Source organism: Cytobacillus sp. Hm23 (genome assembly GCF_051842895.1).
Taxonomy (GTDB): Bacteria; Bacillota; Bacilli; order Bacillales; family SM2101; genus Nanhaiella.
In genome coordinates, this window is sequence record NZ_JBPXRQ010000038.1 from 22,287 (window position 1) to 41,259 (window position 18,973).

Sequence of the window (18,973 nt, forward strand, 5' to 3'; positions counted from 1 at the left end):
CGATAAATTAGGAGGATTTGTGATGTTAGATTTTGAAACAAATCTTGATCAATTAGCGACAATAAAAGTAATCGGTGTCGGTGGTGGAGGAAATAACGCCGTAAATCGAATGATTGAGCATGGAGTTCAAGGTGTTGAATTTATAGCTGTAAATACTGATGCACAAGCGCTAAATCTTTCAAAAGCAGAGATTAAAATGCAAATCGGGGCAAAGTTAACACGAGGTCTTGGAGCTGGCGCTAATCCTGAAGTAGGAAAAAAAGCAGCTGAAGAAAGTAAAGAACAGCTAGAAGAAGTGTTAAACGGAGCTGATATGGTTTTTGTTACAGCAGGAATGGGTGGAGGTACAGGGACTGGTGCAGCACCTGTTATAGCCCAAATTGCGAAAGATTTAGGCGCATTGACTGTAGGAGTTGTAACACGTCCTTTTACATTTGAGGGTAGAAAGAGATCTACTCAAGCTGGTGGCGGTATTGCAGCAATGAAAGATTCTGTAGATACTTTGATTGTTATCCCGAATGATAGATTATTAGAAATCGTTGATAAAAATACACCAATGTTAGAAGCATTCCGTGAAGCTGATAATGTATTACGTCAAGGTGTACAAGGTATTTCAGACTTGATCGCAACGCCAGGTTTAATAAACCTTGATTTTGCTGATGTTAAGACAATAATGTCAAACAGAGGCTCAGCATTAATGGGTATCGGTATTGCAACAGGTGAAAACCGTGCTGCGGAAGCTGCAAAAAAGGCTATTTCAAGTCCATTACTTGAAATTCCTATTGACGGTGCTCAAGGAGTCCTAATGAATATAACTGGTGGCATGAACTTAAGCTTATACGAAGTACAAGAAGCGGCCGATATTGTAGCTTCTGCATCAGATCAAGAAGTGAATATGATTTTTGGCTCAGTAATCAATGAGAGCTTAAAAGACGAAATAGTAGTAACGGTGATTGCGACAGGATTTAACGAAACTGAAATTCCTCAAGGTAGACAAATTCGTCAATCAGTAGGTGCGAATACGCAAAAAGCAACTGCAGCAACTAGCCGTGAAAAGGAAAGTGAAAATGTACCGAACTATAATCCTCAGCAGACTGAGGATACATTAGACATCCCTACATTTTTACGTAATCGAAACCGCAGACGCTAATAATTTCATATTAAATACTTCTAAGAGAGAGCATGAATCGTATTTATTGATTCGTGCTTTTTTCCATTAGACTATTTTCACTTGGATTGTTGTTTTGGCACAACATGTAAACAAGTTTACTATGGTGGGTGGCACTTTTTCTTATTTATAATGGTAATGATAGTGTGAAAATCTGAACAGTTGTGCTATTTATATAGGATTGCAACAAAGTTTAAGAAAAGGTCCTCATATTAAAAAGTCATTCCTTCTGGATTCGTCAGTTTTTTTGACAATATAAGCTTAAATCCAACAAAAAATTCCTCATTAATTCCTACAAAGATTGACAGACATCACAACACATTATATATATACTTGTTTCAAATAAATATACTAACAAAGGAGCTACAAGGAAGGGGAACTTGAGTGTCTATTTATATTGACATTATATGGTTTCTTAATTTGTTATTTGATGGATCATTACTGCTGTTAACTGCAGTAATTCTAAAGAGAAGAATTAAGTTTTGGAGACTTGTGGTTGGCTCGTTAATAGGTTCATCTCTCGTTCTATTAATAGTTTCTCCACTAGCTTCCGTCGTATCCAATCCATTAATCAAATTTTTATTTTCACTAATTATCATTTGGGCTGCTTTTGGATACAAGCGTTTTTCTTATTTTATCAAGAACCTTTGCACTTTTTATTTCGCAACGTTTGTAGTCGGAGGTGGTATTATTGCTTTCCATTATTTATTACAAAAAGAAGTTAACATAAATAATGGTATCTTTCTTACGACGTCAACTGGATACGGTGATCCAGTTAGTTGGGTATTTGTAATAATTGCGTTTCCATCTCTATGGTATTTTTCAAGGTCGCAGATAGATGGGATTAAAAGTAATAAGATGAAATATGAGGAAATTATTGATGTTACTATAGTTATTACTAATATCAAATTAACCATTAAGGGATTGATTGATAGTGGTAATCAGCTATACGATCCAATTTCTCGGTCACCAGTAATGATTATCGATAGTACATGTTTAGTTGAACATGTGCCAGCAGGAATTATTGAACTATCAAAAAACGTTGATATGTTAATGAATGAGATGACTGTTGATGATCCTCAATGGGAAAAACGACTTCGACTAATTCCATATAGAGGTGTAGGACAAGATCATCAAATACTATTAGCAATCAAACCAGATCACATTTCACTACGATATGAAAATAATTGGTTAGATGTGAATAAAGGGCTCATTGCCTTAAATCATGTCAAACTTTCAAGTGACGATGAGTATCAATGTATCGTTCACCCTAAGATGATTCAATCATCCTCAGTACAATCAGCCTAGTATGTCCTTGATCTATATCTCTGTACAAATTGAAGGAGGAACAATTTTGAGAAATATGACAGTTCGTTTTACATATTATTGGTACAAATTATTAATGAAACTAGGTATCAAAACTGATGAAATTTATTATATAGGAGGAAGTGAGGCTTTGCCACCTCCTTTATCAAAAGAAGAAGAAGGCCTCTTATTGCAAAAACTCACGAAAGGTGATAAAGCTGCTAGATCTATTCTAATCGAAAGAAACCTTCGTTTAGTCGTTTACATTGCTAGAAAATTCGAAAATACAGGAATTAATATTGAGGATTTAATTAGTATTGGTACGATAGGTTTAATTAAAGCTGTAAATACTTTTAATCCAGAGAAAAAAATTAAGCTAGCTACATACGCATCAAGATGTATTGAAAATGAAATTTTAATGTATTTAAGAAGAAATAATAAAATACGATCTGAAGTATCATTTGATGAACCTCTCAATATTGACTGGGACGGAAATGAACTGTTGCTATCAGATGTATTAGGAACTGAAGACGATGTCATCACGAAAAATTTGGAGGCAAATGTAGATCGGAAATTATTGCTAAAAGCTTTACATCAGTTGAATGATCGTGAAAAACAAATTATGGAGCTTAGGTTCGGACTTATAGGTGGTGAAGAAAAAACACAAAAGGATGTTGCTGATATGTTAGGTATTTCTCAATCATATATTTCTCGACTAGAGAAAAGAATTATAAAGAGGCTTAGAAAAGAGTTTAATAAAATGGTTTAAGCATTTTTGATCATTACTTTTTTTCTTCAATATGAACGTTGTGCATATTTTTCCCTCCTAAGGAGATACTTAACTTAGGACATCTACTCCTGTTAGGGGGGAAAGAATTGACTAGAAATAAAGTTGAAATTTGTGGCGTTGATACGTCAAAGCTTCCAGTACTAAAAAATGTAGAGATGAGAGAACTATTCCGTTTAATGCAAAGCGGGGACATACAAGCTCGTGAAAAATTAGTTAATGGGAACTTGCGACTTGTATTAAGTGTTATTCAAAGATTCAACAATAGAGGAGAGTTTGTAGACGACCTGTTCCAGGTTGGTTGCATCGGTTTAATGAAGTCCATCGACAACTTTGATTTAGGTCAAAACGTTAAATTTTCCACATATGCTGTGCCGATGATCATAGGTGAAATTCGGAGATATTTACGTGATAATAATCCAATTAGAGTTTCACGTTCATTACGCGATATTGCATATAAAGCTTTACAAGTAAGGGAAGAATTAATGGGGAAGACATCGAAAGAACCAACAGCAGAGGAAATATCCAAAGTGTTAGAAGTTCCATATGAGGAAATAGTGTTTGCTCTTGATGCAATACAAGACCCAGTATCATTATTTGAACCGATTTATAATGATGGAGGGGATCCAATTTTTGTAATGGATCAGCTAAGTGATGAAAAAAATAAAGATTCGCAATGGATTGAAGAAATAGCTTTAAAGGAAGGTATGCGAAGATTAAATGATCGAGAAAAGCTTATTTTAAGGAAACGTTTTTTTCAAGGTAAAACCCAAATGGAAGTTGCTGAAGAAATAGGAATTTCTCAAGCGCAAGTGTCAAGGTTAGAAAAAGCAGCAATAAAGCAAATGAATAAGAATATTCAAAGCTGATGTCAAAGAGCTGTTCAATAATGGACAGCTCTTTTTTATGTAAGGCTGTTTCGCAATTATTGTTGCTATTAGTAAAAGGCGCTAAATACGTAAACCTCAAACGTTCGTGGTATTTTTTCTCCTTTTATAAATATTAAGCTCACAAGAAACTCAACATACTGTCCATTATTAATGGTAATAGTAACAAAGTTAACGAAAAAAGCCTTAGTAAAGGCTGTCTTCACAACGAATGTTGCTTTTCGTAATAGGCACTGAACAAGTATAAATCAAAAGTTCGTGGCATTTTTCTCCTTTTAAAATTATTAAGCTCACAAAAAACTCAACACACTGTCCATTATTAATGGTAATAGTAATAAAGTTAACGAAAAAAGCCTTAGTAATAACGATTTATCGCTGTAATTTTCATTACGATATGTTGATTAATCATTAAATGTTGTTTTTTCTATGAAGATATACACATACTTTACGAGCGGTAGTAGCAGCATCTTTCTTCTTTAAATCGCTATTATCGGAGAACAATCCCTAACTCTTTAAATATATTAACAAAAGAGTCTAACAAAAAAATTCCACATTTTAATGTCATCTAATTGTTCAACAAAAAATTGCTCATGAACTAGAGTAGCTTACACATATATTGACTATAAGGGACGTTAATTTTTATGGAATGCCAGAATACGAGGACAGGGGAGAGTTTTTTATGGTAAAAATCTCTGAATTTCAAGCGAAAAGTGTAGTTAATGTAGCTGATGGTACAAATTTAGGCCATATTGGTGATATCGATATAAATTTGAGTACAGGAGAAATAGAATCAATTGTTATTTTTGCTAATGGCAAAGTTTTAGGGTTTTTTGGACGAGAAGAAGAAGTAGTAATACCGTGGGCAAATATTGTGAAAGTTGGTAAGGATGTTATTTTAGTTAGATATCAATCACACGAAGCTAAGCTAATTGAGGAGTGAGAATACAAAATATGTAAAACGTTGTGAAAACAAATCTAACGAAATACTACAATTTGTGTTAAAATAAACAAAAGTAATGAGGCTCATAGTGAGGACTGACTGTTATGTACGAACCTTTTCAACAAATTGAACATGAAGAAATTCTTTATTTACCTTGGCATGTTTTTAATTCTAAAGTAGTAGCTGGGTTTACAACGAAAAATGGTGGATATAGTAAATTTCCGTATGAGACGTTAAATACAGGTTTACATGTTAATGATAAACCTGATACGGTGGTGAAAAATAGAGAGGCGGTAGCAAAATCAATTAATTTTCCTATTGAAAACTGGGTATGTGCTGAGCAAATTCATAATCATACCATAACTAAAGTAACAAAGAAGGATATAGGGAAAGGAGTCTACTCCTATTCTACATCTATAAATGGTACAGACGGCTTATATACTACTGATGCTGGTATATTGTTAACATTATGCTATGCAGATTGTGTCCCTATATATTTTCGGGCTAAGAATAAGGATATAATAGGCGTAGCTCATGCAGGATGGAAAGGTTCAGTGAAAAATATTGTTGGGAAGATGGTACAGCAATGGATTGAAAATGAAGAAGTTAAAAGAAATGACATATATGTTGCTATTGGACCATCAATAGGAAGTTGCTGCTATAAAGTGGATGATCGTGTAATTAAGCAAGTAGATGCTATCTTACACAACCATGATCTCCTTCCATATACTTTTATTGGTAATGGAGAATATAGTTTAGATTTAAAACAATTAAACCAACAATTGTTGGTTGAAGCGGGCATACTAGTTGACAATATTGAAGTTTCAAATTATTGTACGAGTTGTCAAGAAGGGTTATTTTACTCTTACAGACGTGACAATGGTAAGACTGGTAGAATGATGAGCTTTATTGGTATGAAGGAGGTATAATGTCAGATTGTCTGTTGAGGTAAATTTAGCTATTATTGAAGAAAAAATAAATGAAGTGTGTGCAAAAATTAATCGTGACAGGAAAAATATAAATATGATAGCTGTGACAAAATATGTAACTGTTGAACGGGTAGAAGAAGCCATACAAGCAGGAATTACTCATTTTGGTGAGAACCGAGATCAAGGTTTCAACGATAAATGGGAACAAATTGGAGCAAAGGTTACCTGGCATTTTATTGGGACGTTACAAACGAGAAAGGTAAAGAATATTATTAATAAGGTTGACTACATTCATTCTTTAGACCGACTATCGTTAGCTGAAGAAATTCAAAAGCGTGCTACGAAGCAAATTAAATGTTTCATCCAGGTGAACACTTCAGGTGAGGGCTCGAAACATGGTATGTCTCCGGATGAAGTAATACCATTTATTAACCAAATAAAAGATTTTTCAAATGTTTTCATCGTTGGGCTGATGACAATGGCACCACATACCGATGACGTTTCAATCATTCGATCGTGCTTTCAAAAATTAAAAGAACTTCAGCAACAAGTACAAGCACTATCCTTAGCATATGCACCTTGTAAAGATCTATCAATGGGTATGTCAAATGATTACGAGATTGCGATCGAAGAAGGAGCAACATATTTACGTATAGGTTCTTCTTTAGTTGGCAATGAGCAGTAGTTAAGAAGATTGTTAGCGTGTTGAAGAGTAATTTTGTATTTAGCAAAAGGTTCGATTATGAAAGCTTATATGGATTATCGTCTGAAAGGCTATTTAATAAGTTGAGAGGGGAGTGTCAATATGAGCATAATGTCAAAGTTTAAGAACTTTTTTGCACTTGAAGATGAATATGATTATGTTGATGAGCAAGAAGAATATGAGCATGATGATGAAATAGACGTATCGAAACAGCCAAAAGCGGCTAATCAGAAACAAAATATTGTGAGTTTACAGAGCGTACAAAAATCTTCTAAAGTCGTATTAATTGAACCAAGAGCGTATAGTGAAGTTCAAGATATTGCTGATCAATTAAAAAATAGACGTTCTGTTGTAGTAAATTTACAACGAAACCAACATGACCAAGCAAAAAGAATTGTTGATTTTTTGAGTGGGACAGTGTATGCTCTCGGTGGGGATATACAAAAGGTAGGATCTAATATTTTTCTATGTACGCCAGATAATGTTGATGTTTCGGGAACAATTTCTGAGTTGTCAATTGATGAAGACTCTTTAGGACAGAGGTGGTAAACTTATATGGAACTATTACTTAGTATTATTTTATTTGCAGTAGATATATATTTTTATGCTCTTTTTATTTACATATTAATGTCTTGGTTTCCAAACGCAAGAGAAACAAGTATCGGTCAAGTTTTAACTTCTATTTGCGAACCTTACTTGGAACCATTTAGAAAAATAATCCCACCTCTTGGTATGATTGATATATCACCAATCGTTGCAATTCTTGTATTGCGGTATGCAAGTTTTGGTTTACAGTATTTGTTTAGCTCTTTTATACTTTAATATAGCAGTATAGATGTAAGGAATCTTTCTTAGATTCCTTTTTCTTACGCAAGATAAGGACTGAATTGCACATGAATATTTACCAACATTTTCGCAAAGAGGAGCACAATTTTATAGACCAGGTGATAGAATGGAAGAATACAGTTCAAAATACGTATAGCTATAAACTCACTGACTTTTTAGACCCTAGAGAACAAGAAATAACCAAATCTATTGTAGGTGAGAATCAAGATGTTCACGTGGAATTATTTGGTGGTGCTGAGTGGACCGAAAGGAAGAGGGCGCTTATCTATCCTGATTATTATGTTCCTAGTGATGATGACTTCAAACTTGCTGTTTTCGAACTTGGATACCCTGAAAAATTTGTAACGATTGAACACCCACAAATGCTAGGTTCGTTAATGGGGCTAGGGATGAGAAGAGCTAAATTTGGTGATGTAATTATACAGGATCGTGTTGTTCAATTCGTCGTCGCAGAAGAGGTCGAAAACTATATACAGTTGAATCTCCAATCAGTTGGTAAGAGTAAAGTCTCAGTTAAAAGAATTAATTTATCAAGCATAGTAAACCGTAAGGAATTGTGGAGAGAAAATGTAGCGACTGCATCCTCACTTCGTCTAGATATTATGATAGCAACAATATTCTCAATTTCTAGACAAAAAGCTCAACAGCTTATTAAAAATGGTCTTGTTCGCATGAATTGGAAAATGATCGAGCAAACTTCATTTGAATGTAAAGAAGGGGATATCATCTCTGTACGTGGAGTTGGTAGAGGGAAACTTTTGTCAATTGAAGGTAAGACAAAAAAAGAAAAATGGCGAATTGTCGTGGGAATACAAAAATAAATTGGGAAAAGAGCAGGAATTATTAATAATATGTCGAATAACTTAAAAAAACATTTACGTAGTGTATAACAAGAGTTTTTCGTCATAAAACATACATACGACTTTGTGGAGGTGGCATATGTGCCTTTAACACCATTAGATATTCATAATAAGGAATTTAGTAAAGGATTCCGAGGTTATGATGAAGATGAAGTAAATGAATTTTTAGATCAGGTTATTAAAGATTATGAAATTGTAATTAGACAAAAAAAAGAATTAGAAGACAAGGTTACAGATTTAACTGAGAGAATAAACCATTTTACAAGTATTGAAGAAACACTCAATAAATCAATCGTTATTGCTCAAGAGACAGCAGAGGAAGTTAAAAGAAATGCTGAAAAGGAAGCAAAGTTAATTGTTAAGGAAGCTGAAAAGAATGCTGACAGAATAATTAATGAATCACTTTCTAAATCTCGTAAGATTACCTTGGAAATAGAGGAATTGAAGAAGCAATCAAAAGTATTTAGAAATCGTTTTAAAATGCTCATAGAAGCTCAACTTGATATGCTTCAACATAACGATTGGGATAGTTTAATGGAGTATGAAGAAGATCCACAATCAGTTGTGAAATAGGAAAACTGGACTTGACTAACTGAAGCACGATAGCATATAATTTCTAAATATGTGTCATAACTTTAAATGTAGACCATGATAGGGACAGTAATTCTTTAACGAGTTTATTATAAAAAGCGAATCGAGGACGGTGGAAGCTCGATATAAACAAAAGGAATGAACATCACCCTTGAGTTCCTAGCTGAAATTATAAAGTAAGCGATGGCGTTTATTCACGTTACGAATAGAAAGCGGACTAATTGTTTTTTGTATTATAACAAGTAACAGTCTACAAGGGTGGTACCGCGGGAGACCTTCTCGTCCCTATTTAGGGATGAGAAGGTCTTTTTTTAGGTTCTTATCGCTACTTCGTGTTATTATAAGGCTTTTTTCGTAAACTTTAGTGCTTTTTGTTACTTGAATTTGATTAACTAATGTGGATGATATGATTATTATTGTTTAAAGAAGAAAAGGTATCCATAACGTTAGTTATATTCATGTATAGCTCTTATTACGAAAAGCAACAATTAATGTGGAAGTTTCTTATAAAAAAGCCATCTATGTAACGTATTGTGCATACTAAAGAAGACAATGTTTCACCACGAATGCTAGTTGTATGCTTTTATAGCGAAAAACAGTTACATATGGAAAACAGCTTTTTAGTAATTATTTTATGTTATTTTTGGAGGAATGGAAAATGGAGTATAAAGATACCTTACTTATGCCGAAAACAAGCTTTCCAATGCGTGGAAATCTTCCGAATCGAGAGCCACAAATTCAACAGCAATGGGACGAGCAACATATATATGAAATGGTTCAAGAAAGAACAAAAGATAGACCATTATTTGTATTACATGACGGCCCTCCATATGCAAATGGTGATATCCATATGGGGCATGCTTTAAACAAAATATTAAAAGATTTTATTGTACGCTATAAATCCATGAACGGTTATAATGCGCCATACGTGCCAGGTTGGGATACTCATGGTTTACCTATAGAAACAGCACTAACAAAAAATAAAAAAATAAAACGTAAGGAAATGAGTGTTGCTGAATTTCGTAAGCTCTGTGAAGAATATGCGTATAAACAAATTAATAATCAACGCGAGCAATTTAAACGCTTAGGTGTTCGTGGAGATTGGGAAAATCCGTATATTACATTAGAGCCTGCTTATGAAGCACAACAAATTAAAGTATTTGGCGAAATGGCTAAAAAGGGCCTAATTTATAAAGGCTTAAAGCCTGTCAATTGGTCACCATCAAGTGAATCAGCTCTTGCAGAAGCTGAGATTGAATATAAAGATAAAAGATCACCTTCTATTTATGTAGCATTTGAAGTGAAAGATGGGAAAGGGGTACTCCAAGGGGATGAAAAAATAATTATTTGGACAACGACACCTTGGACACTTCCTGCAAATCTTGGAATTACTGTTCATCCTGATCTTGATTATAGTATTGTTCAAGCAGATGGACAAAAATATGTTATTGCAACTGATTTACTAGAAGCCGTACAAAATGAAATTGGCTGGGAGAATACGACAACAGTAAAATCCATAAAAGGACATCTTTTAGAGAATGTCGTTGCTGCACATCCATTTTATGAGCGTGATAGCCTTGTCATGTTAGGAGAACATGTAACGACAGATGCAGGTACTGGATGTGTTCATACTGCACCTGGTCATGGGGAAGATGACTTTATAATAGGAAAAAAATACGGTTTAGATGTACTTTGCCCTGTAAATGAAATGGGTTATATGACTACTGAGGCACCAGGCTTTGAAGGGTTGTTCTATGATCAAGCGAATAAGCCAATTACTGAGAAATTAGAGGAAGTTGGAGCTTTACTCAAACTTACCTTTATCACTCATTCATATCCACATGACTGGAGAACAAAAAAGCCTACAATATTTAGAGCAACAGCACAATGGTTTGCTTCAATAGATAGAATACGAGAAGATTTACTTAACTCAGTAAAAGAAACAAAATGGGTGCCGGAATGGGGCGAAACCCGCTTGCATAACATGGTGAGAGATCGTGGGGACTGGTGTATTTCTAGACAACGTGCCTGGGGTGTACCTATTCCTGTGTTCTATGGGGAGAATGGAGAGCCTATTATTACAGATGAAACGATTGATCATGTATCGAACCTATTTAGAGAGCACGGCTCAAATATTTGGTTTGAACAAGATGCAAAAGGCTTGCTCCCAGAAGGCTTTTCACATCCTTCTAGTCCAAATGGAAAGTTTACAAAGGAACAAGACATAATGGATGTATGGTTTGATTCAGGATCTTCTCATCAAGCCGTTCTCCTCGAAAGAGACGATCTACAACGTCCAGCAGATTTGTATTTAGAAGGGTCTGACCAATATCGCGGTTGGTTTAATTCTTCCTTATCTACATCTGTTGCGGTTACTGGACATGCTCCATATAAAGGTGTATTGAGCCATGGCTTTGTGCTTGATGGAGAAGGTAGGAAAATGAGTAAGTCTATCGGGAATGTCGTCGTTCCAGAAAAAGTAATGAAACAATTAGGTGGCGATATTCTACGCTTATGGGTAGCTTCAGTTGATTATCAATCAGACGTTCGAATCTCAGATGCTATATTAAAGCAAGTAGCTGAAGTATATCGCAAAATTCGTAATACATTCCGCTTCTTATTAGGGAATTTATTCGATTTTGAACCAACTAAAGACACAGTGGCATATGAAGATTTAAGAGAAGTTGATCGCTATATGCTTATTAAACTTAATAAAATCATTAACAAAGTGAAGAAATCTTATGAAACATATGAATTTGCGAGTATTTTCCACGATGTTCACAATTTTTGTACGATTGATTTAAGTTCATTCTATTTAGATTTTGCTAAGGATATTTTATACATTGATGCACCAAATGATATGAACCGTCGTGCTATTCAAACAGTCATGTATGAATCATTATTAGCACTTACGAAGCTTGTAGCACCTATACTACCTCATACAGCAGACGAGGTATGGTCGCATATTAATACAGTATCAGAGAAAAGTGTGCAGTTAGTTGACATGCCTGAAGCAACAGAATTACAAAATGCTACACAAATTGAAGAGAAATGGGATGCATTTATGTCACTTCGTGACGATGTATTAAAAGCATTAGAAGTGGCTCGGAATGAAAAAGTGATAGGTAAATCATTAAATGCTCATATTGCATTATATACTACTGATGAGACTAAACATCTTTTAAATGCTATCGAAGAAGATGTAAAACAACTATTTATCGTTTCAGGATTTGACATTGCAGGAATGCTAGAAGATGCACCAGCGAATGCACAAAAATTTGATCAGACTGCAATTGTTGTATCACCAGCTGAGGGAGAGACGTGTGAACGCTGTTGGGTTGTTTCTCAAACAGTAGGTGAGGATAAAGATCATCCAACGATTTGCTCAAGGTGTGCAACGGTAGTTAAGGAACATTATACTGAATAAATGAAGAACCTTAGCAGTGTGTTATCTGCTAAGGTTTTCTTTGTTTTACGTTTATGTAATGGAAAAATGTAGTTTACAGGATATATTGTAAATAAGCATATACTATTGTCATCAAACAACTGCTTCGTATCTTAGGAGGTTTATGTATGTATGAACAAACAGCAGAGATAAAAGCAGAATTAGAGCTTGCAAAGTTGGAACTAGAAGCAAGGTTAGGACAAGTGGATAAAGATGACGAATATACATTAAATAATGAGAAACATATGGAGATTATACATTACGTCAAAGAAGACCTAGATGATGTAAATAGAGCATTAGCGAAAATTGATTTAGGCCTTTATGGCTTATGCGAATCAACAGGTAAAAGAATCCCCCTAGACAAACTGCGAATTTTCCCGACTGTTAGAACAATTGATGAAGTAAATTATCCAAACAATTATATACATTAATATATAAACGTATTATTTTAACAATAGCATCATTAGTGAATATATTATTATGAATTCATTGTTTCTTTTCAAGACAATATGCTAAAATGCAGAAGTACATTATATTTCATGGAGGTACTTCTGTGTATTATTATATCTTAGCATTTATCGTTATTTTAATGGATCAAGTAACAAAGTGGATGATTGTTACGAAAATGGAGTATGGTGATCATCTACCAGTTATAGAAAATTTTTTATACATAACTTCACATCGTAATAGAGGGGCTGCTTGGGGTATTTTGGAAGGACAGTTGTGGTTCTTTTATATTGTCACAACGATTGTCATCATTGGCATTATTTATTATATGAAAAAACTCCCTCAAACACAGGTGTTGATACGTGTTGCACTTGCATTAATGCTTGGAGGAGCAATCGGTAACTTTATTGACCGCCTGTTTAGAAAAGAAGTTGTTGATTTTATTAACTTTACGAATATTTTTAGTTATGATTACCCAATTTTTAATATAGCTGATGCAGCATTAGTTGTAGGAGTCATACTGGTAATTATCCATACACTACTAGATGGACGAGAGAAGGAGAAAAATTAATGGATGTTATTGAGTTAATTGTAACAAATGAACAGCGTAACGAAAGGCTTGACAAAGTGATTTCAGAGCATGAAAATGAATGGTCTCGTTCTCAAGTACAGCAATGGATTAAAGCTGGAAATATTACTGTTAATGACAAGAATGTTAAGCCCAATTATAAATGTAATATAGGGGACGCTGTGAAAATAACTGTACCAGCAGCTGAAGAACTAGATGTGATTCCACAGGATATGGGTTTAGATATTTACTATGAGGATGCAGATGTAATCGTAGTTAATAAGAATAGTGGAATAGTTGTTCATCCTGCACCAGGACATATGGAAGGTACATTAGTAAATGGACTTTTAGCACATTGTACAGATTTATCTGGTATTAACGGCGTGCTAAGGCCAGGAATTGTTCATAGAATTGATAAAGATACATCAGGGCTTTTAATGGTAGCCAAAAATGATGTGGCTCATGAATCATTAGTCAATCAATTAGTAAATAAAACTGTCACACGTAAATACAAGGCAATCGTTCATGGTGTTATTCCGCATGATAAGGGAACGATTGATGCACCAATTGGACGAGATAAACGTGATCGTCAAAGCATGACAGTAACTGACGAGCATTCAAAAGATGCAGTTACGCACTTTAAAGTACTTGAAAGATTTAATGATTACACTTTAATTGAATGCCAACTTGAAACAGGAAGAACCCACCAAATTCGTGTTCATATGAAATATATTGGTTATCCTCTAGTTGGAGACCCAAAATATGGTCCAAAGAAAACATTGCAAACAAATGGACAAGTACTTCATGCAGCAATTCTAGGTTTTGATCATCCTAGAACGAATAAATATATTGAATTTGAAGCTCCTTTGCCTTCAGAATTTGTCACAGTATTAAATGAGATTAAAAAATAATATTGACATTACCTAACCGTTAATATATTCTAAATGTAGTTGCATACTAGATCTTTAACCCAGTCCCGTGAGGCTGAGAAGGATACGGAAATTTATTTAAGAGTAATTGTAGTAGCTCTACAATTATGAATCCTCTCGCCACAGGTGTGAGGATTTTTTTATGCTGTTGACCACCATTTATAATCAGAGGTGATAACGATGCAAAAAGCTGTAGTATTAGATAATCAAGCTATTCGCAGAGCACTAACTCGTATTGCACATGAGATTATTGAAAAGAACAAAGGTATCAACGATTGTGTCCTCGTTGGAATTAAAACTCGGGGTATATATCTTGTTAATAGGTTGGCAGAAAAGATTGAGCAAATCGAAGGAGACAAAATCGCAATAGGTGAACTAGATATCACATTATATAGGGATGATCTAACAAACACGACATCGAATAAAGAACCACTTGTGAAAGGTTCTCATTTACCGATAGATATTACAAATAAAAAGGTAATATTAGTAGATGATGTGTTGTTTACTGGGCGGACAGTTCGTGCAGCGATGGACGCGTTAATAGACGTAGGTAGGCCAGCTCAAATACAATTGGCAGTTCTAGTTGATCGAGGCCATAGAGAGCTACCGATAAGAGCAGATTTTGTTGGTAAAAACATTCCAACTTCTAATGCCGAAAAAATAGTTGTTAAATTAGACGAAGTTGATCAAGTTGATCAAGTAGGTATTTACGAAATTTAATCCCCTTTTTAAGGTTATCCTGTGAGATGACTAAGAGGGTACAACCTCAAGTATGTCGATACTTGAGTAGTTTGCACACCCTCTTTGTATATAAAACAAAGAGGGTTTTTATATGGATTTCTAGTGTGTGTTTTACAGAGGAGGAGACAAAGTTGGAGATGAAGCAAAAGGATGTAACTCTTAATGTACAGGAAATCCCACCCTTAAGTAAATGGATTATATTTAGTATCCAACATTTATTTGCAATGTTTGGAGCTACAATACTAGTTCCCTTTTTAGTCGATTTAAGTCCTGGAGTAGCACTTGTTTCAAGTGGTCTTGGAACTATAGCGTACCTATTAATAACTAGAGGTCAAATACCTGCATATTTAGGCTCCTCATTCGCATTTATTGCACCTATTATTGCAGCAAAAGCAGCTGGAGGTCCACAAGCTGCAATGTTGGGAAGTTTTTTAGCTGGTGTTGTCTATGGGATTGTAGCTCTGCTTATTAAAGGTTTTGGTTTAAAATGGATTATGCGTCTCTTACCACCTGTAGTTGTAGGTCCTGTGATCATTGTAATTGGTTTAGGCCTAGCAAATGTTGCTGTTGGAATGGCAATGTATGAAAATGCTGGTGCACCATCAAACGAATTAATTTATAATCCAACGTATTTGTCAGTGGCTATAGTGACACTTGCATTAACAATTATCTGTTCTGTGTTTTTGAAAGGGTTCTTTGGACTCATTCCCATTTTAATAGGTATTGTTGGCGGGTACACATATGCATTTTTTATGGGCATTGTTGATCTCACTCCGATTCGTGAAGCAAAGCTTTTCGAAGTGCCAGATTTCTATATTCCCTTTGTAAACTATACACCAAACTTAGACTGGGAAATTGCTCTTATCATGGTTCCAGTCGCCATAGTAACAATTGCAGAGCATATCGGTGATCAGATGGTCCTAAGTAAAGTTGTAGGGCGTAATTTTATAGAAAAACCAGGCCTTCATCGCTCAATCTTAGGTGATGGTATTGCAACAATGATTGCAGCAACATTAGGGGGGCCACCTAATACTACTTACGGAGAAAATATAGGTGTATTAGCAATTACGAAAGTGTTCAGTGTCTTTGTTATCGGAGGCGCAGCCGTGTTTGCAATATGTTTTGGATTTATCGGTAAAATAACAGCATTGATTGGCTCGATCCCATCGCCTGTCATGGGCGGTGTATCGATATTATTATTTGGAATCATTGCATCATCAGGCTTACGTATGTTAATAGATAATAAAGTTGATTTTGGAAATACAAGAAACTTAATCATTTCTTCAGTTATTATAGTCATCGGTGTTGGTGGAGCTTTTGTTCAAGTTACAGATCAGTTGCAAATTGCTGGTATGGCATTAGCAGCAATTTGTGGTGTTATACTTCATCTTATACTACCTGGCAAAGAGTCTAGTTATGGTACTAATGAAATGTTTGAACTATCGGAAGAAAAGCAACAAATAAGCGGCTAAACCTTTTAAATGAGTCCTGTGAGACTAGTAAGGGTGTAAGGTAATAAGTGTATTTGATACGCAAAATGAATCATGATCGTATCATAACACTGAAATGTCTTTCAAACACCCTACACAAATTTGTAGGGTGTTTTTTCTTAAATAAATGTAACACTAAAAACCAAAAAGGGGATCATAATATGAAACATTTACTCGCGATGAATGAGCTATCAACGAATGATATTGAAATGATATTGCAAGATGCGCATCGGTTTTCTAGTGGTGAATGGACTGATATTGCGCAAAACAAATTTATTGCTAATTTGTTTTACGAACCTAGCACAAGAACGAAGTTTAGCTTTGAAGTAGCAGAGAAAAAGCTTGGAGCACATGTGTTAAATTTCGATGTGTCAAACACAAGTGTCCAAAAAGGCGAAAGCTTATACGATACTGTGGGAACGTTACAAGCAATTGGAGCAAATGCGGTTGTCATTAGACACGAAGAAGACCAATATTATGATGAATTACGTGAACAAATCAGCATCCCTATCATTAATGCAGGTGATGGATGTGGTCATCATCCAACACAATCATTGCTTGATTTATACACGATTAAAGAGGAGTTTGGAACATTTAAAGGGTTGAAAGTTGCGATAGTTGGCGATATTCGTCATAGTCGTGTAGCACGTTCTAACTCTGAAGTATTAACAAGACTTGGAGCTAATGTGATGTTCTCTGCACCAGATGAATGGCGAGATGAAACGAATCAATTTGGTAAGTATGTTGACATAGATGAGGCGGTACAGACAAGTGATGTATTGATGCTATTACGTATTCAACATGAACGTCATCAAGAAGGAAATGATCATGCTTCACAAAGCTATCATGAATCTTACGGATTAACAATTGAGAGAGAAAAGCAAATGCAAGCACATAGTATTATTTTACATCCAGCCCCAGTGAACCGTGGTGTGGAAATAGCTAGTGAATTAGTGGAATGTGGTCGATCTAGAATCTTTAAGCAAATGGAAAATGGTGTATATATTCGTATGGCTGTTATTCAAAGAGCATTACAATCTGTACAAGGGGGATTAACAAATGAGTATTGTACTAACTAATGGTAAGTGGTTCAACGAAAATGGGGCATTAGAATCGATAAATATAAAAATTGAAGATGGGAAAATCGTGGAAATTGGCGAGGGTATTGATACGACAAATACACAGGTGATTGATGTTAAGGGTAAGGTCATTTCACCAGGATTTGTTGACTTACATGTACATTTGCGTGAGCCTGGTGGTGAACATAAAGAAACAATTCAGACAGGCTCATTAGCAGCAGCTAAAGGTGGGTTTACGACGATTGCAGCGATGCCTAATACCCGTCCTGTTCCTGATACGAAAGATCAAATGAATTGGCTCCAAAAACGAATCGAAGAAACAGCACATGTCCGTGTCTTACCGTACGCAGCTATAACAACTCGTCAGCTTGGAGAGGAGCTAACGGATTTTGAACAGCTAAAAGAGGCAGGCGCATTTGCCTTCACAGATGACGGAGTAGGGGTGCAATCAGCGCATAAGATGCTTGAGGCAATGAAAAGGGCAGCCGATTTAAATATGTCGATCGTTGCTCATTGTGAGGAAAACACGTTGATTAATAAAGGTGCTGTGCACGAAGGAGATTTTTCAGCAAAACATCACTTGAATGGCATTCCGTCAGTATGTGAATCAGTTCATATTGCGAGAGACGTACTATTAGCAGAGGCAGCGAATTGTCATTATCACGTTTGTCATATTAGTACAAAGGAATCAGTAAGAGTAGTTAGAGATGCGAAACGCGCTGGAATTAATGTTACAGCCGAAGTGACTCCACATCATCTACTGTTAACAGATGACGATATCCCAGGGCTAGATTCAAATTATAAAATGAACCCACCACTTAGATCAAAGGCTGATAAAGAAGCATTAATTGAAGGATTGTTAGATGGGACAATAGATTTTATTGCTACAGATCATGCTCCTCACACTTCAGAAGAAAAATCAGAAGGAATGGAGCTTGCACCATTTGGAATTGTAGGTCTAGAAACAGCGTTTCCGCTTCTTTATACACATTTTGTTGAAAAAGGCATTATTACATTAGAGGAGCTAATAAATTATTTAACTAAAAAGCCAGCAGAAGTGTTTAATCTTCCGTTTGGAAGCTTACAAGTAGGATCCCATGCAGATTTAACAATTATAGATCTTGAATTGGAACAAACAATTGACCCTGAAACATTTGCTTCAAAAGGGAAAAATACGCCATTTGCTGAATGGACTTGTAAAGGTTGGCCTGTAATGACATTAGTTAACGGAAAAATTGTATGGCAGAAGGGATGAATT

Annotated in this window: 19 protein-coding genes and 1 other annotated feature; all 19 genes read left to right on the plus strand. The window is 35.3% G+C overall.

The window, feature by feature from the left end; translation table 11 throughout:
• The first annotated feature begins 22 nt into the window (after positions 1-22).
• Positions 23-1,150 carry a cell division protein FtsZ gene (ftsZ, locus tag ACSVDA_RS19215; protein WP_485885262.1) on the plus strand — a complete coding sequence of 376 codons (1,128 nt, stop codon included), beginning with the start codon at positions 23-25 and terminating at the stop codon, positions 1,148-1,150.
• A 402-nt stretch (positions 1,151-1,552) separates the two neighbouring features.
• The gene (gene spoIIGA, locus ACSVDA_RS19220) at positions 1,553-2,476 is read left to right on the plus strand and encodes a sigma-E processing peptidase SpoIIGA (protein WP_485885264.1); all 924 of its coding nucleotides are present in this window, start codon (positions 1,553-1,555) and stop codon (positions 2,474-2,476) included.
• Positions 2,477-2,531: 55 nt separating this feature from the next.
• Positions 2,532-3,242 carry an RNA polymerase sporulation sigma factor SigE gene (sigE, locus tag ACSVDA_RS19225; protein ID WP_410629464.1) on the plus strand — a complete coding sequence of 237 codons (711 nt, stop codon included), beginning with the start codon at positions 2,532-2,534 and terminating at the stop codon, positions 3,240-3,242.
• Between the two features lie 65 nt (positions 3,243-3,307).
• On the plus strand, positions 3,308-4,129 hold the full coding sequence (gene sigG, locus ACSVDA_RS19230; RefSeq protein WP_485885306.1) for an RNA polymerase sporulation sigma factor SigG: 822 nt from the start codon (positions 3,308-3,310) through the stop codon (positions 4,127-4,129).
• A gap of 697 nt (positions 4,130-4,826) precedes the next feature.
• Positions 4,827-5,087: a YlmC/YmxH family sporulation protein gene (locus tag ACSVDA_RS19235; RefSeq protein ID WP_485885266.1), complete on the plus strand. Its 261-nt coding sequence runs from the start codon at positions 4,827-4,829 to the stop codon at positions 5,085-5,087.
• A gap of 104 nt (positions 5,088-5,191) precedes the next feature.
• Positions 5,192-6,016: a peptidoglycan editing factor PgeF gene (gene pgeF, locus ACSVDA_RS19240; RefSeq protein WP_485885268.1), complete on the plus strand. Its 825-nt coding sequence runs from the start codon at positions 5,192-5,194 to the stop codon at positions 6,014-6,016.
• Positions 6,017-6,023: 7 nt separating this feature from the next.
• Positions 6,024-6,701, plus strand: coding sequence for a YggS family pyridoxal phosphate-dependent enzyme (locus tag ACSVDA_RS19245; protein ID WP_485885270.1), 678 nt, complete (start codon positions 6,024-6,026; stop codon positions 6,699-6,701).
• A 120-nt stretch (positions 6,702-6,821) separates the two neighbouring features.
• Positions 6,822-7,268 (plus strand): cell division protein SepF, encoded by a 447-nt coding sequence (locus tag ACSVDA_RS19250; RefSeq protein ID WP_485885272.1) that lies wholly within the window; start codon positions 6,822-6,824, stop codon positions 7,266-7,268.
• 6 nt (positions 7,269-7,274) lie between these two features.
• Positions 7,275-7,541, plus strand: coding sequence for a YggT family protein (locus ACSVDA_RS19255; RefSeq protein WP_485885274.1), 267 nt, complete (start codon positions 7,275-7,277; stop codon positions 7,539-7,541).
• Positions 7,542-7,612: 71 nt separating this feature from the next.
• The gene (locus ACSVDA_RS19260; RefSeq protein WP_485885276.1) at positions 7,613-8,386 is read left to right on the plus strand and encodes a YlmH family RNA-binding protein; all 774 of its coding nucleotides are present in this window, start codon (positions 7,613-7,615) and stop codon (positions 8,384-8,386) included.
• 120 nt (positions 8,387-8,506) lie between these two features.
• A complete protein-coding gene (locus ACSVDA_RS19265; protein ID WP_485885278.1) occupies positions 8,507-8,998 on the plus strand; it encodes a DivIVA domain-containing protein in 492 nt (163 codons plus the stop codon).
• A 66-nt stretch (positions 8,999-9,064) separates the two neighbouring features.
• Positions 9,065-9,306: a binding site (T-box leader), on the plus strand.
• 368 nt (positions 9,307-9,674) lie between these two features.
• Positions 9,675-12,443, plus strand: coding sequence for an isoleucine--tRNA ligase (gene ileS / locus ACSVDA_RS19270; RefSeq protein WP_485885280.1), 2,769 nt, complete (start codon positions 9,675-9,677; stop codon positions 12,441-12,443).
• A 146-nt stretch (positions 12,444-12,589) separates the two neighbouring features.
• Positions 12,590-12,892, plus strand: coding sequence for a TraR/DksA family transcriptional regulator (locus ACSVDA_RS19275; RefSeq protein WP_485885282.1), 303 nt, complete (start codon positions 12,590-12,592; stop codon positions 12,890-12,892).
• A 122-nt stretch (positions 12,893-13,014) separates the two neighbouring features.
• Entirely contained in the window at positions 13,015-13,479 is a 465-nt protein-coding gene (gene lspA / locus ACSVDA_RS19280) for a signal peptidase II (protein ID WP_485885284.1), read from the plus strand.
• The gene (locus ACSVDA_RS19285; RefSeq protein ID WP_485885286.1) at positions 13,479-14,387 is read left to right on the plus strand and encodes an RluA family pseudouridine synthase; all 909 of its coding nucleotides are present in this window, start codon (positions 13,479-13,481) and stop codon (positions 14,385-14,387) included. The genes lspA and ACSVDA_RS19285 overlap by 1 nt, the downstream gene beginning before the upstream one ends.
• Before the next feature lie 198 nt (positions 14,388-14,585).
• Positions 14,586-15,125 carry a bifunctional pyr operon transcriptional regulator/uracil phosphoribosyltransferase PyrR gene (pyrR, locus tag ACSVDA_RS19290; RefSeq protein WP_485885287.1) on the plus strand — a complete coding sequence of 180 codons (540 nt, stop codon included), beginning with the start codon at positions 14,586-14,588 and terminating at the stop codon, positions 15,123-15,125.
• A 158-nt stretch (positions 15,126-15,283) separates the two neighbouring features.
• On the plus strand, positions 15,284-16,618 hold the full coding sequence (locus ACSVDA_RS19295) for a solute carrier family 23 protein (protein ID WP_485885308.1): 1,335 nt from the start codon (positions 15,284-15,286) through the stop codon (positions 16,616-16,618).
• Between the two features lie 179 nt (positions 16,619-16,797).
• A complete protein-coding gene (locus ACSVDA_RS19300; protein WP_485885289.1) occupies positions 16,798-17,715 on the plus strand; it encodes an aspartate carbamoyltransferase catalytic subunit in 918 nt (305 codons plus the stop codon).
• Positions 17,696-18,970 carry a dihydroorotase gene (locus ACSVDA_RS19305; RefSeq protein ID WP_485885291.1) on the plus strand — a complete coding sequence of 425 codons (1,275 nt, stop codon included), beginning with the start codon at positions 17,696-17,698 and terminating at the stop codon, positions 18,968-18,970. The genes ACSVDA_RS19300 and ACSVDA_RS19305 overlap by 20 nt, the downstream gene beginning before the upstream one ends.
• The last annotated feature ends 3 nt before the right edge of the window (positions 18,971-18,973 follow it).

Bases quoted from the DNA above. Each gene is read 5' to 3' on its own strand.
- ACSVDA_RS19285 (WP_485885286.1), top strand. From the start codon at position 13,479: ATGGATGTTATTGAGTTAATTGTAACAAATGAACAGCGTAACGAAAGG.
- ACSVDA_RS19300 (WP_485885289.1), top strand. From the start codon at position 16,798: ATGAAACATTTACTCGCGATGAATGAGCTATCAACGAATGATATTGAA.
- ileS (WP_485885280.1), top strand. From the start codon at position 9,675: ATGGAGTATAAAGATACCTTACTTATGCCGAAAACAAGCTTTCCAATG.
- ACSVDA_RS19305 (WP_485885291.1), top strand. From the start codon at position 17,696: ATGAGTATTGTACTAACTAATGGTAAGTGGTTCAACGAAAATGGGGCA.
- ftsZ (WP_485885262.1), top strand. From the start codon at position 23: ATGTTAGATTTTGAAACAAATCTTGATCAATTAGCGACAATAAAAGTA.
- sigE (WP_410629464.1), top strand. From the start codon at position 2,532: ATGACAGTTCGTTTTACATATTATTGGTACAAATTATTAATGAAACTA.
- ACSVDA_RS19260 (WP_485885276.1), top strand. From the start codon at position 7,613: ATGAATATTTACCAACATTTTCGCAAAGAGGAGCACAATTTTATAGAC.
- pyrR (WP_485885287.1), top strand. From the start codon at position 14,586: ATGCAAAAAGCTGTAGTATTAGATAATCAAGCTATTCGCAGAGCACTA.
- pgeF (WP_485885268.1), top strand. From the start codon at position 5,192: ATGTACGAACCTTTTCAACAAATTGAACATGAAGAAATTCTTTATTTA.
- ACSVDA_RS19295 (WP_485885308.1), top strand. From the start codon at position 15,284: ATGAAGCAAAAGGATGTAACTCTTAATGTACAGGAAATCCCACCCTTA.
- ACSVDA_RS19235 (WP_485885266.1), top strand. From the start codon at position 4,827: ATGGTAAAAATCTCTGAATTTCAAGCGAAAAGTGTAGTTAATGTAGCT.
- ACSVDA_RS19250 (WP_485885272.1), top strand. From the start codon at position 6,822: ATGAGCATAATGTCAAAGTTTAAGAACTTTTTTGCACTTGAAGATGAA.
- ACSVDA_RS19275 (WP_485885282.1), top strand. From the start codon at position 12,590: ATGTATGAACAAACAGCAGAGATAAAAGCAGAATTAGAGCTTGCAAAG.
- ACSVDA_RS19255 (WP_485885274.1), top strand. From the start codon at position 7,275: ATGGAACTATTACTTAGTATTATTTTATTTGCAGTAGATATATATTTT.